The organism is Nocardiopsis tropica (assembly GCF_042660575.1).
GTDB lineage: Bacteria > Actinomycetota > Actinomycetes > Streptosporangiales > Streptosporangiaceae > Nocardiopsis > Nocardiopsis tropica.
The window spans coordinates 57,958-71,548 of the sequence record NZ_JBHSUF010000021.1; the positions used below are offsets into that span (position 1 = coordinate 57,958).

At 71.2% G+C, this 13,591-nt stretch carries 12 protein-coding genes; 3 read left to right on the forward strand and 9 right to left on the reverse strand.

Going from position 1 to position 13,591, the window contains the following annotated elements:
* Positions 1 to 6: 6 nt before the first annotated feature.
* The 4 genes from ACFQBR_RS27300 to ACFQBR_RS27315 form a co-directional block, all read right to left on the reverse strand.
* Positions 7 to 2,655, reverse strand: a complete 2,649-nt coding sequence (locus ACFQBR_RS27300) for a hypothetical protein (protein WP_344181299.1) — start codon at positions 2,653 to 2,655, stop codon at positions 7 to 9.
* Complete coding sequence (locus tag ACFQBR_RS27305; protein ID WP_267944747.1) at positions 2,652 to 3,023, reverse strand: DUF6507 family protein; 372 nt, start codon at positions 3,021 to 3,023, stop codon at positions 2,652 to 2,654. The genes ACFQBR_RS27300 and ACFQBR_RS27305 overlap by 4 nt, the downstream gene beginning before the upstream one ends.
* Positions 3,020 to 3,346: a cell envelope biogenesis protein TolA gene (locus ACFQBR_RS27310; RefSeq protein ID WP_344181301.1), complete on the reverse strand. Its 327-nt coding sequence runs from the start codon at positions 3,344 to 3,346 to the stop codon at positions 3,020 to 3,022. Before ACFQBR_RS27310 ends, ACFQBR_RS27305 begins: the two co-directional genes overlap by 4 nt.
* A 522-nt stretch (positions 3,347 to 3,868) precedes the next feature.
* Positions 3,869 to 4,726: an NmrA family NAD(P)-binding protein gene (locus tag ACFQBR_RS27315; RefSeq protein ID WP_344181303.1), complete on the reverse strand. Its 858-nt coding sequence runs from the start codon at positions 4,724 to 4,726 to the stop codon at positions 3,869 to 3,871.
* A 159-nt stretch (positions 4,727 to 4,885) separates the two neighbouring features.
* Between ACFQBR_RS27315 and ACFQBR_RS27320 the strand changes: the two genes are divergently transcribed.
* On the forward strand, positions 4,886 to 5,482 hold the full coding sequence (locus ACFQBR_RS27320; protein ID WP_267944750.1) for a TetR/AcrR family transcriptional regulator: 597 nt from the start codon (positions 4,886 to 4,888) through the stop codon (positions 5,480 to 5,482).
* A 213-nt stretch (positions 5,483 to 5,695) separates the two neighbouring features.
* Here ACFQBR_RS27320 and ACFQBR_RS27325 read toward each other — a convergent pair whose 3' ends face one another.
* The 5 genes from ACFQBR_RS27325 to ACFQBR_RS27345 all read right to left on the reverse strand — a co-directional run bounded on the left by ACFQBR_RS27325 (position 5,696) and on the right by ACFQBR_RS27345 (position 11,743).
* Positions 5,696 to 5,869, reverse strand: a complete 174-nt coding sequence (locus ACFQBR_RS27325; protein WP_267944751.1) for a hypothetical protein — start codon at positions 5,867 to 5,869, stop codon at positions 5,696 to 5,698.
* Between the two features lie 37 nt (positions 5,870 to 5,906).
* Positions 5,907 to 8,525 (reverse strand): DUF7824 domain-containing protein, encoded by a 2,619-nt coding sequence (locus tag ACFQBR_RS27330; protein ID WP_344181306.1) that lies wholly within the window; start codon positions 8,523 to 8,525, stop codon positions 5,907 to 5,909.
* Positions 8,522 to 9,916 carry an SWIM zinc finger family protein gene (locus tag ACFQBR_RS27335; protein ID WP_344181308.1) on the reverse strand — a complete coding sequence of 465 codons (1,395 nt, stop codon included), beginning with the start codon at positions 9,914 to 9,916 and terminating at the stop codon, positions 8,522 to 8,524. The genes ACFQBR_RS27330 and ACFQBR_RS27335 overlap by 4 nt, the downstream gene beginning before the upstream one ends.
* 429 nt (positions 9,917 to 10,345) lie before the next feature.
* Positions 10,346 to 10,951, reverse strand: coding sequence for a hypothetical protein (locus ACFQBR_RS27340; protein ID WP_378554782.1), 606 nt, complete (start codon positions 10,949 to 10,951; stop codon positions 10,346 to 10,348).
* 183 nt (positions 10,952 to 11,134) lie between these two features.
* Positions 11,135 to 11,743 carry a dihydrofolate reductase family protein gene (locus tag ACFQBR_RS27345; RefSeq protein WP_344181310.1) on the reverse strand — a complete coding sequence of 203 codons (609 nt, stop codon included), beginning with the start codon at positions 11,741 to 11,743 and terminating at the stop codon, positions 11,135 to 11,137.
* A gap of 563 nt (positions 11,744 to 12,306) precedes the next feature.
* On the opposite strand from ACFQBR_RS27345, the gene ACFQBR_RS27350 reads away from it, so the two are divergent.
* Both ACFQBR_RS27350 and ACFQBR_RS27355 read left to right on the forward strand, forming a co-directional pair.
* Positions 12,307 to 12,705, forward strand: a complete 399-nt coding sequence (locus ACFQBR_RS27350) for a hypothetical protein (protein WP_344181312.1) — start codon at positions 12,307 to 12,309, stop codon at positions 12,703 to 12,705.
* Positions 12,706 to 12,722: 17 nt separating this feature from the next.
* Positions 12,723 to 13,469: an SAM-dependent methyltransferase gene (locus ACFQBR_RS27355; protein ID WP_344181314.1), complete on the forward strand. Its 747-nt coding sequence runs from the start codon at positions 12,723 to 12,725 to the stop codon at positions 13,467 to 13,469.
* Positions 13,470 to 13,591 lie beyond the last annotated feature (122 nt).

The following is a 13,591-nucleotide window of genomic DNA, read 5'->3' on the forward strand; positions in this document are numbered from 1 at the left end:
GTTGAACTAGTCTTTGAAGACCGTGTTGCCGTATGTCGGCATGACTATAGAACCGTCTTCCTTGACAATCACTATCGCCCTCAAGAATACTTCTTTTTTCTTTCTCTTGTCGATTGCCTGATTCCCGTCCAAGTCAAGCTTCGGTCTTACTATTTCCAATCTCTCACCACCACCGTCAAGTGGCTCCCGGCTACGAATCTCTCCGTTCCGGATCGTCTCCTCCGCACTGTCCATATAGTCATCTACAATACTACCTCCCTGCTCCCACGGCTGAATCTCATCATAGTGCTTCCGCGCATGGTAGGCAGTGGACGTCTGGTGACCCATGCCGATATTGCCAGCCTGACCTCGGATTGCCTGCTCGAATTCTTCGGGCGGCAATTCTGTATCTACTCGAGCTGGCTGATCGGGCCTTTTCTGTTCGACCGCAGCATGGTCCTGCTCCAGGCGTTGAGCAACAAAATCATCTGTCATCTCGGACGCCACATTTCTCTGCGAATCCCTCTTGCTTACTCCACTTTCCTGGAGTTCAGTTGCCAATTCGTCAAAAGTGGCCTTGAAGTACTCGTATCGATAGGCGAATTCTCGCGGGTTTTCGGCGCCCTCCATGGCAAAGCGAGTGGCTCTCGGATGCATATCGTTTGCCACACCTCCCCCAAACTTCTGACTGAGAGCCGATGCGACACGCTGCCACTGGTCTCCATCACGGGGATGATCTCCACGGAGGGCAAGAATCTCCTCTTCAGACAAATTCGCATCACGAAGACCATTCTCGGCTTTTTCTGCCTTATCGAGCCTTCTTTCCAAGTCTGGATCAGAGGGAGGAGAAATATTCTCCTCACCTGAGTCAGCATTTTCGCCATCATCCCCACCGGTGGCGGTGCGGTCCCGGGGCGGCTGGTCTCCGCCGCCCTCACCACCGCCGGTGGCGGTTTCCGGACGTGCGGGTTCTTCACTCGGAGCGTCGTCACGCCGCACGGGGCGGTCGTCGCCCTGACCGTCGGTTCCTTCATCGTCCGTACGACTCGTAGGACGCTGTTCGGGACCGTCCTCGGCTCGTTGCTCGGCGTTGTCGCCGCGCTGTCCTTCGGTGTCCGGGAGGGTGGTCGGCGCGAGGGCTTCGGTGTCCTGGTCAGGCCTTCTGGGAGTGTCCGTGTCCTCGGCACGGGGGCGGTCGGGCGAAGGGCCCTCTCCCTGACCCTGCGGGGTGTCGCCGCGCTGGTGTGCGGTCGGGGAGGGCTGGTCGCCGCCGTCGCCGACCACCGGCCGGTTCGGGGACGGGGAGGGCGCATCCGGCCGGGGTGCGGGCGTGTTGCGGTACTGGTCAGGGTCCAGGAGCGATTCCCGGAGCAGGGTGAGGTCATGCCGGAAGCGCTCGCCGATCGGCGTGCTTCCTTCTTCCAGGCGCTGGGGCAGCGGGCTGCTCGGGCCCACCGGGAGGCGCCCGCCGGTCTGGGAGGACTGGCCGTTGCCGTCGGAATAGGAGCCGTCCCGGTTGGAGGGGGTGATCGCCTCTCCGCCCGGCCCGAGCGTCAGCACGGTCGTGCCGATCTTGAGCGGGATGCCCACGGTCATCAGCGCGGTGTTGAGGACGCTGGTGGAACCGGTGTACTCCGGGTCCTCCTCACGCCTGGACCAGGCCGTGTGCCCCTCCACCGCTTGGTCCCAGCTGGCGCCGATGTTGGTGGTCCAGCGGTCCCACCTGGTGCCCTCGGCGCCATCGGCCACCCATCCCTGTTCGTCGTGGACGCCGATGAAGGTCATCGCGTCCATCCATCCGTCCTTGACGGTGTTCTTGGCGTTCTCCCAGCGCCCGCTGGGGGTGATCTGCCATCCGCCCTGGGGGTGCCACAGGCCGGACAGCGAGGCCAGCCCCACCGCAGACCCCCACAGTCCGTCGACCACGAGGATGTCCCAGGCGGCCTGGTCGGTGCTGTTGGAGAAGCTCGCCATGGAGGGGTGGAATTCGGTGCCCAACCACGCGGTGAAGTCGTTGGCCGGGTCCATGAAGGTCTCGTCGAACCCCGGGGCCTCGCGCTCACCCGCGTCGGTGGGCAGCCCGTAGACGAGCACGTCGTCCCCGCCCGCCTGATCGGGCGAGGCGTAGGAGGGTCCGCCGAAGAGGGCGGAGATCCGTGTGGCGCAGGCGTTCTCGGCCTCGTTGAACGCAGCCCAGGCCGTGTTGACGCCGTCCTTGAGCCGGATGTTCTCCTGGAGGGCCCACTCGTCGGTCTCGTCGTCCTTGTCCAGCCACCACACCTTCTTGTCGTGGTGCTTGTTCCAGAACGACTGCGCCTCGATCCTGAGGGTGTTGAGCGAAGAACGCGCCGTCGAGGCGGCCTCGGCCAGTTCCTCCAGGGCGTCGGCGACGGTGGCCAGGTCGCTCTGGATGTCCTCGCCGCGGGTCACCACCGGGTCCATGGCGGCGAAGAGCGTCTCGCTCTCCGGCGCGACGTAGTGGGCCTGTAGTCCTGCCCAGGTGGAGTGCATGTCCTCGGCGCCGCCGAGGAGGTTCTCCCCGCCGGTGCGCAGTGTCTCGGCGGCGTAGTTGAGCGACCAGACGTCGGTCAGGGGGTAGGGGATGGCCTCGGGGTCGATGAGGGTGAACATGTTCGGGTCCACCCCGTCCTGGGGCTGGGTGGGCTCGAAGGTCACCGCGGTCCTCCGGGGGTGGCGGGGGCGTCGGGTCCCAGGTCGAGGTTGAAGCCGGTGCCGGCCTGGCTCTGGGCTTCGGCGGCCATCTCCTCCTGTCCCTGGTCGTAGGCGAGGGTCGCGTCGTTGGCGCCCTGCAGGCAGGAGAGGCTGCGGGTGAACATGGCGTTGGTCTGGGTCGTGAAGTGGCCGAGGAACCCGCCCAGGGCCGCTTCGACCGGGGGGCTCTTGGCGTTGGTCAGGGCCATGTCGATGCCGTCGGCGGTGGTGTCGATGGTGGCGGAGAAGCCCTCGCCGTCCAGGCCCAGCTGGGTGCTGAAGTCGGTCAGGGTCAGCGCCACACCGTGGACGTCGATGTCCCACCGGCTCATCGCTCACCCGCCTGTGTGCGGGCGGTGAACCGGTGCGGGTGGAAGGCGGTGCCGGCGTCGGCGTCGCGAACCTGGGCAGCCGCACGTGCGGCCTCGGCCATGCTCTTGTCCGCGACGCGGGCCCTGAGCTGGTCGAGCGAGGCGCGGACGCCTTCGACCGCGGTGTTCATGCGTTGCCTGACCGGTGGGAGGAGGGTGTCGTGGTGCTCGGGGGCCGAGGAGGACGCGGCCTGTTCCTGCCGGTCCTGGCTCGCGGCGGAGGGGCCGGGGAGTTCTCCGGGGGTGGGGGGTTGCTCTGGGGGGTCTACCAGCTCGAACTTCATTCGCCCGGCTTTTCTCCTCTTTGTCAGCGCTGCACCTGCCTTTGAGGGTTTGCAGTTGCAGTATGCCTACATGCAGTGACTTTCCTCAGGGGCTTTGTTCCACCTCGAACGCCGTCCCCACGGCCACCGGAATCGACCTGAGCAGGCCGGATGTTCTGCATTGTCACCACATGAACCAAGAGGGTGTCTTGAGTCACTCTTGTTGATATTTGGCGAAGACGAGCCCTCTCGCCACTACCCCGGGTCGCACCGCTCGTCGAGGACGGAGCCGCTGCACGGGAAAGGGCCTGTGCGCGACCTCGGATGTCAAAGAACCGTCTCGGGGCACGGCTGTCCCGTGACGCAGTGGCACCGCGAAGGGACCTCGGACCGATGGACCGGCTCCGCACCGGGCACGCCGGAGCACCTGCGCGCTCGACGACGTGGTCCGGCGCTCTGGCGGACACGGGCTCCCCGGTCGCCCGCGGCCGGCGGCCGGGGAGCCCGGTCCACGACGTCCTCCTCGGCCCCGCTCCGAGCCCTTCAGGCCCCGATCTGCTCGGCGAGCCGGTCGGCGACGCCGCGGGGTTCACGGCCCAGGAGTTCGGCCAGCAGCGGGTCCTGTTGCGCGAAGTAGCCCTCACGGGTCGCACGGAACATGGTGAGCATGAAGCGGGCCGCCTGCTCCGGAACACCGTCCGCCGTCTGGTCGGTCACCCACTGTTCGTCGTCGACGACGACACGCTCGACGGAGCGGCCGCTGAGTTCGGAGGCGATCCCGGCGAAGTCGTCGAGGGTGACGGCCTCACCGGCGATCAGGGTGACGGCTCCGTCGAAGGAGCGCTCACCGGAGAGGAGGGCCGCCGTGGCCTCGGACAGGTCGGCGGGGGCGGTCCACGGGACGGGTCCGTCGGCCGGTGCGGCGATCACCCCGGTCTCCCGCCACGGCCCGAGCAGGGGGGCGAAGCTGTGGGAGAAGAAGCCGTAGCGCAGGGAGGTCCATGCGACCCCCGCATCGGCGAGGATCGTCTCGGTGGCGGCGTGAATGGCCGCCGGAGGGTACGGGCCGTCCGTCGCAACGCCTTGCTGGCTCGTGTACAGGATCCTCCGGGCGCCGGCCTCGACGGCCGCCTCGATCGCGTTGCGGTGCAGACCCACCATGTCGGCCGCCGGGTCGTTCCCGGACACCAGGAGCACCTGGTCGGCGCCGGCGAAGGAGTCGCGCAGAGCGGCCGGATCCTCGTAGGAGCCCTGCCGTACGCGCACGCCGCGGTCGGCGAAGTGCTGGGCCTTGGCGACATCGCGCGCGCTGACGCCGATCCTGTCGGCCGGCAGGCGCTTGAGGAGGTGCTCGACTGTGGCTCCGTTGAGGGTGCCGGTGGCACCGGTGACGACGATCATGTTCGTGGCCTTCCCTGGGCGTCAGCGCTGGTGTCCGACCCGGTGGCGGACCGTCGCATAAGTTGACCAGCGCGGTCAGTTTCGCGTCCGCCGTCGACCGTAGATAAACTGACCCCAAGAGTCAACTTACGGTGGCGTCAGCGAGGAACGGCAGGGACCATGACCGGTGCGACACCCGCGAGGCCTCGGCTGCGCGCCGACGCCCGGCGCAACGCGGAGCAGATCCGCCGCGCCGCGATCGGTGCCTTCCAGGGGCGGGGACTGAGCGTGCCGCTGGAGGAGGTGGCCAGGGCGGCCGGGGTGAGCAAGGCGACGATCTTCAACCGGTTCGGCGGCCGGGTCGGACTCATCGAGGCCGTCATCGAAGAGGTCGTCGCGAACGAGCTCTACGCCGCCATCGACCGGACACGGGCCCTCGACGGCGCCGGGGAGAGGGTCGCGTACTACATCACCGCGATCCGGGACCTGCAGTACCGCCAGCCCACCGCCAACGACGTCCTGCTGCAGGAATTTCCCCATTCACAGCAGCTCATGGACATCTGCCGGGCCGCGGGCGAGATCAACGGCGAACTCGTCGCCGCGGGTCACGCCTCCGGAACCCTGCGGCCCGAGTTCACGCCGGACGACCTCCACGCGCTCGTCGTCGACAACGCACTCGCGCTCAAACACGGCGCCCGCCCGCCCCGGGACGCGTACGACCGCCGCACCGCCTTCCTCCTCGACGGAATCCGCGGGCGACAGGATCCTTCCTGCTGATGAAGGGGTGCGCAGGGGTCTGTGCGTGTCCACCGGGCCCCCCGGTCCGGGTGGGCAGGGCGCGACCCGGCGGTCGGCCGGGAAGGAACACGCGGGGGCAGGGGTTCCTCTCGGCACCGGCCCCGGAGCCGGGTGCGCCCGGTGGGCCCGGCCGGCGGGTGTTCCCCCACGGACCCGCAGGGGCTGCGGTCCCCCACCCCCGCGGGGCGGGTCCTACACGTACCCCGTCACGTCCAGCAGGAGCATGACCAGGACGAACAACGCGAGGAACAGGAGCAGGACGCCGACGACCACCCGGGCCGGCAGAACGGGGTGCCGCTCGACCCACGACAGGACGTGTGGACGGGTCCTGGCCGGCTCGGCGTAGGTGACGGGCCCGCTGGGCAAACCGCCTTCGGTCCCGCCACCCCCGCCCGAACACGCGCTACGGTGCCGTGATCATGTCGCGGATGCGCCGGGCCTGTTTGACCAGCTGCGATGATCCCGGGCGGAACGCCAGTTCGGTGATACACGGTATCTCGGGGCCCTTGGCCCCGGAGAGCTCCGCGCAGTCCGCCGCCAGGGTGATCACGGCCGCCAGGCCGGACGGCGGGGCACCCCGCAGCAGGACGGGCAGGGACGCCGACAGGAGGGACCACACCAGGTCGTGCCCCCCGCCGCGGGAAACCTCACGCAGGACCTTCGCGTAGCGCTGCGCCTTGAGCCGGCGCAGGACGGTGAGTTCGCCGACGTCCTCGCCCAGGCGCTGCGTGTCCAGTTGGCCGCGGGCGGCCAGGGTGAGGATCGCGTCCACGGCGTGCATCTGCGACTCCGGGCGGCGGGCTCCCAGACCGTAGGCCATGATGAGGTGGGTCGCGGGCCCGGCCTGGCCGCCCGACTCCGCGAGGGCGGGCAGCACCGGCGCGTGCTCGTCGAGTCGGTCGTACTCGGCGAGGATCGCGACGGACACCAGCATGCGCCCCGCGATGACCTCCCGGTGCTGAGGCAGGATCGCCAGCGCCTCAGCGGAGCACTCCCCTCCGCCGTGGCACCTGCACGGGCTGCCGACGGGGTCGTGCCCGGCGAGCAGGGACTGGAACGGCTCGGGCCATTCGGCGTGCCCGGGGAGGGCCGCGGTACGGACCAGGACGCCGGGGCGGGGCGAGCGCAGGCGCAGCGGTTCGGCGGTGCGGGTGAGGACGGGATCGGGCAGTCCGCCCGAGGCGAGCCAGGACGCGAGCCGACGCCCCGCCGGGGACGTGAGGCGCCCGGCGGCCGTGTGCGCCTCCGGCGAGACGTCGCGGTCCAGACGCAGCAGCGCCTGCTGGAGGTCGACCGGCCCGGGTTCGGCGCCGGAGCGCTCGTAGTCGGCGATCCGCGCCGCCAGGTCCGCGGGGTCGATCGTCCCCGTCGACCAGGTGGGCGTGGCCAGCAGGCCCGGCGGGGGGTCGCGGTGCAGCCGTACGGCGACCTCGTCCGCGCGCAGGAAGCGGATGGATCCGGTCGCCTGGTGCGGGCACTGGTGTCCCTCGACCAGGGAGCGGATGTAGTCCAGGTTCCGCGGCGGGAGACCGTACACGGCGGTGTGGACGACGAACCACAGACCGTCGGAGGCGTTCACGTACGGCACGCGTTCGCGGTGGCGTGCCGCGACCGGTTCGAGGGCCGCGCGCAGGCCGTCCGCATCGGCGCGGGCGTGCACCACGAGTGCGTTCAGCGCACGCTCCTCCTGGGCCGGGGTGCCGTTGCCGTGCAGCAGCGCCGCCACGTCCTCGGCGAGCTCGGCGGTGGGCGCGGGCGGCGCCAGCCGCTCGGGCTCCGGTGCGGGCGGCAGCGAGGCATCCCCGCTCTCCTCCGGAGCCTCCGTGGGAACGGCGTCGCCGAACGCGTCCGCGGCCCGTCGGCGCAGATCCAGGGCGAGCCTGCCGGAGTCTGCGGCCAGCCCGGCGAGCACGGCGGCGTCCGCGTGCCGGCTGTGGCGCACGGCCAGGGCCAGGGCGCGCTCCTGGAGGCTGTGCTCCTCCTGGCCGAACGCCTCGGCGACGACGGGGAGCAGGACGTCGGCGCGTGACCGGTCGCGCTTGATCGCCTTGTCGAGGAGGGTCAACTGGGTCCGCACGATCTTCTTCTCGGGACGGACCAGGGCGGCCAGCGATGCCTCGATCAGGTGCTCGTCGTCCAGTCGGCCCGCCTCGTCCAGCACGGCCAGTGCCTGCTGGGCGCGCGCCGCCGCCTGCGGGTGCGCGTCGGGCAGTATCCGTACCCATGTGAGGAGGCGTGCCGCGTGCTCGTCCTCGGTCGGGTCCAGCGCGGTCAACAGGGCGAGGAAGCCCCGCACCGTGCCGGTCCGGGGCTCGCGCAGCAGCCGCGACAGGCAGCCGTCGAGCAGCATCGCCCGGTCGAGCAGTCCTTCCCCGGCGAGCCGGGCCAGTGCGTGCGGCCAGCCCGCATCGTTCGGCCAGGAGTACTGGAAGCTCGATCCGGTCCCGGGCACCTCGAACAGCCGCGGGACCATGACGGTCAGCCACGGGTCCTTGCGCAGGTCGTCCTCGATCGAGCGGCCCCAGCCGCCGATGCTCTGCTCCCAGCCCAGGACGACGCCGTCGGTCGCGGGAAGCTCGCAGCCCGCGGCCCGTGCCAGCAGGGCGATCAGGGGATACTCCTCCTCGGCCACGGTGCGGCGTTCCGCCAGCCGGTGGACGACCTTGGCCAGCCACTCCGGTCCGCGATGGGCGACCACGGAGACGACCAGCGCTGTGTCGCGGTCGACCCAGCGCAGATCGGGGCTCGCGATCCATTGCGCCGCGTCGGCCGTACCGGTGGAGCATCCCGCGCCGGCGTAGAACAGAGCCGTGCGCACCGCCAGGTGCTCGGGCCCCCAGTTGTTGCGCACCGACCTGCGCCAGGTCTTGAGCACCGGCAGGCATGTGCGGCGCTCGGCGTCGGCGAGGGGCTCGAGCAGTCGGCAGACGTCTTGCCCGCGGCCCTCGCGTACGGCGTGCAGCACGGCTCGCACGCCCGGGGTGGCGGTGTCGGGGATGTCGTAGGCGGGGCGGTCGGTCATCGGGGCTCCGGTGTGTGGTCGGCAGGGGTGAGGGGGCGGGCGATGCGGACGGCGAGGACGTGCTTGCACGGGCCGCGTCCTCCGCGGTACTCGGCCCACCACTGGCAGGTGCACGTCAGGCGCCCCTGCGCGGACCGGACCCGGTGGACGCGGCCGTCGACGGTGACCGTGGCGGGCTCGTCACCGTCGAAGCGGACCGAGCCCGCCTCGACCAGGGCCCGGGCGGCCCTCAGCCGGGGGTTGTGGCGCTCGGCCCGCCCGGTCTCGTAGGGCAGTTCGCGGTGGAAGTACGCCGCCTCCGACACGTCGTAGCCGATGCGCCCGGCCGTGCCCAGGCGGGTGAGCGCCGCCCGTACACGCTCGGGGGTGAGTCCTGACTGCGCGGCCAGGTCTCCGACGTCGACGGTGGGTTCCCAGGCGAGCAGAACCGACACCAGGTCGGCGTCGTCGGTCGAATCCTCCGCCGCCAGGGCGTCGAGGACACCGCCCTCACCGGAGAACCCGCGTGCGGTGTCCGGGGACAGGGTGAGGGTGAGGCGCATCCCGGGGAGGAGGACCTCCCACGCGCTCGCCACGGGGGCGCTTCCGGCGGCGACGCGGGGGCCGTGGATGCGCAGTCCCGTGGCGTGGCGCAGCACGCGCGTCAGCGGGGCGAGCCGTTCCGGGCCCGCGAGACACACGGCCCCGGGGACCGCGCGCGCGGTGGTGCGCAGCGTGCGGCCGGACGGCACCGCCCAGAGGGCCCCGCGCGACGCGCCCCGGGCGGCGTTGGGGCGGGGCAGCGAACGGAGGAAGCGGACGGCGTCGGCGGCGGCGAGTTCGGCGCGCAGGTCGAACCCCGAGGCGATGACCTGTGTTTCGGCGAAGCCGCGCAGCCAGCGGTCGGGCAGCGGCACCTTCTTCTCCACCACCGGCCCGTCGAAGGTGGTGACGGCCAGCTCGTCGGGGCCGACCTCCAGGTACAGCGGGTCGCCCGGTCCGACGCGGCCCAGGGCGTCGGCAAGGGGGGCGTTGACGTCGACGTTGGTCGTGCCGTGCCGGACGTCGTCGCCGTCGAGGGCCTCGTCCAGCAGGTCGAGCCGTGCGTACACCCCGCAGCAGCCGGAGAACGACTCGAACCGGAGCCGGTCGCCGTTCCCGGTGACCACCGGGTCGAGCGACGCCCTGTTCTGCGGCCGGTGGTAGCGGGCGGCGGCGGTGTCGGCGACGCTCAGCAGACCGGCCGCGGCGACCTGGGGGTTCGTCAGGAAGCCTGCGAAGAACCGCGGACGGCCGGCCCGTCCCGCAGGGGTGGTCCCCCCGGAGGTCTGGAGGCTGAGCGTGTCCCCCGTCGCGGTGCTGTGCACCGCGGAGGGCCGCAGATAGGCGTAGGTGTACGCGGTGTGCGACATGGGCGCGACGCTACTGAGCCCCAGTGACAAAGGGCGTCCCCGTCCCTCCCGTCGACAGGGCCTCCCGCCGTGCTGCGCCCCGCCGACGGCGACCTCGCCGACAGGATCGCCCGGGCGTTCACCCTGATCGTCGCCGACTCCCGCGGGAGTCGACCTACCGGCCGTCCCGGTCGGGCAGGGGCTGAGCGGCGCGGTGCTAGGCGGGGCTGGGCGGGCGGCCGTAGCGCCCCGCCGCCCCCCGCACCGCCGTCGGTCGGGGCGCTCCCCGACCGGGGAGGCGGACGAGAGGGGCCGGGAAGGAGCAGGGGCCGAGGCCTCCGCGCTCCCACCGTCTCGATTCCCGTGCGTGACCGCCGGGGGCGCCCTGCCCCGCGGTGTGCCCCGCGGCCCCGGCCGGCCTTCTGGTCGCGCGCCCTTCCCGGACCGGTCCTACACGTACCCCGTCATATCCAGCAGGAGCATGGACAGGACGAACACCGCGACGAGCAGGAGCAGGACGCCGAGGATCGTCAGGGTCATCAGAACGGGGTGCCGCTCGACCCACGACAGGACGTGCGGGTGGGTCCTGGCCAGTTCGGCGTAGGTGACCGGCCGGTCGGGGCCCTCGCACGGCACGGCGAGCGCCTCCACCAGGCGGTCCATGTCCTGGGACGTGTAGTTCGCGCCGTACAGCCTGATCACCACGTCGTTGTCGGCGTCGAGCACGTACAGGGTCTCGTTGGCACCCGAGCGGGGCACGACGACGTTCGCGCGGACCAGGCGGGCGATGCGGCCCCTGGGACGGCGCCGCTGGAAGCCCAGCCCCTTCTCGATGAACTCGTACGGGGTCAGGACGATGCTGGAGCGGCGCGTGTGCAGCAGGAGCAGCACGACCATCACGGCGAACAGGGCGCCCGCGATGAGGCCGGCCACGGGCCCGGCCTTCACCCAGATGCCGATGGTCGCCGTCACGAGGGGCACCGCGGCGACGGCCAGCCTGGTCCAGACCCTGCGACGGCTCGGGGTCAGCACGAGTGCGTCCTGCATGTGGCTCACGGGGCCACCGCCTTCTCTTCAGTTCTCATCAAAGGCTTGTGACGCTGTGGCTCAGGAGTTGGTTCCGCGCCGTTCGGTCCGACAGGTGCCCGGCTCCGGACCCCGGCGGTCGTGCTCCATCGCGGTGCGGGTGCGCCGGGTGGCCGGGCGCACGCCGCGCCGCTCGCGGAGGGACCGCGGCCTCTACACGTCTGCCCGCTCACCGGACGAGGGGTCCTCGTGGTGGCGCTGACGCACCACGCGGTAGCGGACGTACACGACCCCCGAATCGAAGGTGCGGTTCTCGACGAGTTCGAGATCCACCCGGCGCTCGCGTCGGGGGAAGAAGGGGATCCCGCCACCGACCAGCACCGGGTGGACCCTGGCCCGGTACTCGTCGATCAGACCCAGTTCGGCCGCCTCGGCCGCGAGCGTCGCGCCGCCGATCGCGATGTCGCCCTCTCCAGGCTCGGCCTGCCACCGCTCGACCTCCTCCGCCAGACCGCCGGAGGCCAGGCGGGCACGGCCCTGTACCGCCGACAGCGTGGTGGAGAAGACCACCTTGGGGAGGGACGTCCAGAGCTCGGTCCACTCGAGCGTCGGGGCGTCGAGCGATGGATCCCGGTCTGCGGTCTCCCAGTACAGCATCGTCTCGTAGAGCCGCCGCCCCAACAGGTAGACGCCGATCCCGCGTGTCTCGTCGGTGACGAAGCGGAAGACCTCGTCACCGGGCTCCGTCCAGGCGAAGCCGCCGTCCGGCCCGACGATGTAGCCGTCGAGTGAGACGCCCATCGAAGAGATCACGCTGCGCATCGGAGGTCCTCTCGGTGGGGCTGCCGTGTCGGGCGTTGCGTCAGGAGGCTCTCCGGGCGGCCCGATCGGCCGTCATCGTCGCACGCACGAGCACGATGACCTCGCAGGCCATGCCGCACAGCCCCGCGACGAGGGCCCGGGGCGCTCGTGGGCGCCTCCGCCGACGACGCCGAGAAGCTCCGGGCCCTCGCCGCCGAGAAGGGGGAGACCTGTCCGACGAGCTCCCCTGGCCCGGCCGCCGGACAGGCCGGTGCGGGACGACGGAACCGGTGGACGCTCCACCGGGTACGGGTCTTCGCGGGCACGTACCGGAACCGGTGACGGAACTCCCCTCCGGGCTCGTCGAATCGGATGCTACAGTTTCTGGCGCAGCGACGACCTGTTCGCTTGCGGAGACCGAAGGAGGTGAGTTGATGACTGTCGTGGAGACCACCGCTGTGCGCGGTGCCCGGACCATCCTCACTTCCCGGGCCTCGTCCTGACCTTCGCCTGCCTTCCTCCCCCGTAGGGGTGGTTCCGGCACGCCTGCCGTCCGGCGGGGCCCCTTTCCAAGGGTCTCCACTGTGTTTCATCAACACGCTTCACACCGCTCTGCTCCCCCTTCGCCCGAGCGCGTCCTGACACCGGCCGACTACGGCTGGGAGGCGGAGCGCGAGCGCTCCTTCTCCCCGTCGCGGGCCGGCGGACCGGTCCCGGGCCGCGTGGTGCGGGCCGCACGCGGCCTGTGCGACGTCGTCGCCGAGACCGGGCCCGCCCGCGCGGTGCTCGTCCCCCCGACTGCCGCCGTCGAGGACGGCCGGCTCACCGGGCGGCGCCCCGACAGCTGTCACCGGCTGCTTCGCGAGAACGCCCATGCCGCCTCCCGCACCGACGCGCGGCTGCGCGCCGAGATGAACCGGCAGGCCAAGCAGGGCGCGCGCCTGCGACGCGCCATCAAGCAGTCCCCGAACTTCAAGGCATGACGGAAAGGAATCAGGTCATGGACCTTCCCCGTATCTTCACCATCCGCGAGAGCAGCCACCGCATCCACAACCCGCTGACCCCGGCCAAGTTCGCCGCCCTGGGTCAGGCGCTCCACCTGGACCCCGGGACGCGGGTGCTCGACCTGGCCAGCGGCTCGGGCGAGATGCTGTGCACCTGGGCACGCGACCTGGGCTTCACGGGCACGGGCGTCGACATCAGCACGGCCTTCACCGCTCAGGCCCGGGCCCGCGCCGTCGAGCTCGGCGTCGACGACCGCGTCGAGTTCGTCCACGGCGACGCCTCCGGCCATGTCGCGGACGAGCCGGTCGACCTGGCCGCCTGTGTCGGCGCCACCTGGATCGGTGACGGCGTCGCCGGGACGGCCGAGCTGCTCGGCCGCAGCCTGCGCCCCGGGGGCCTGATGTTGATCGGTGAGCCGTACTGGCGGCGGACCCCTCCGGACGAGGAGACCGCCAGGGCCTGCAACGCCGCCGGCATCGACGATTTCCTGTCGCTGCCGGAGCTGATCGGGCAGTTCCAGGGTCTGGGGTACGACGTCGTGGAGATGGTGCTGGCCGACCAGGACAGCTGGGACCGGTACGCCGCGGCGCAGTGGCTCAACCTGCGCCGTTGGCTCGACCGGAACCCGGACGACGAGCTGGCCCCCGAGGTGCGGGAGGAGCTCGACGCGGAGCCCGCCCGCTATGCGCGCGCCACACGTGAGTACCTCGGTTGGGGGGTCTTCGCCTTGATGGAGCGCTGATCCCGGCTTCCCGTGCGGGACCCGGGCGTCACACCGGCCGGGCCCCGCACGGGGCATGTCCTCCGCACCCGTGTCCGCCGCCCGCCCGGCGCAGCCCGTGAGTGACGCCGCCAACCGTCTTG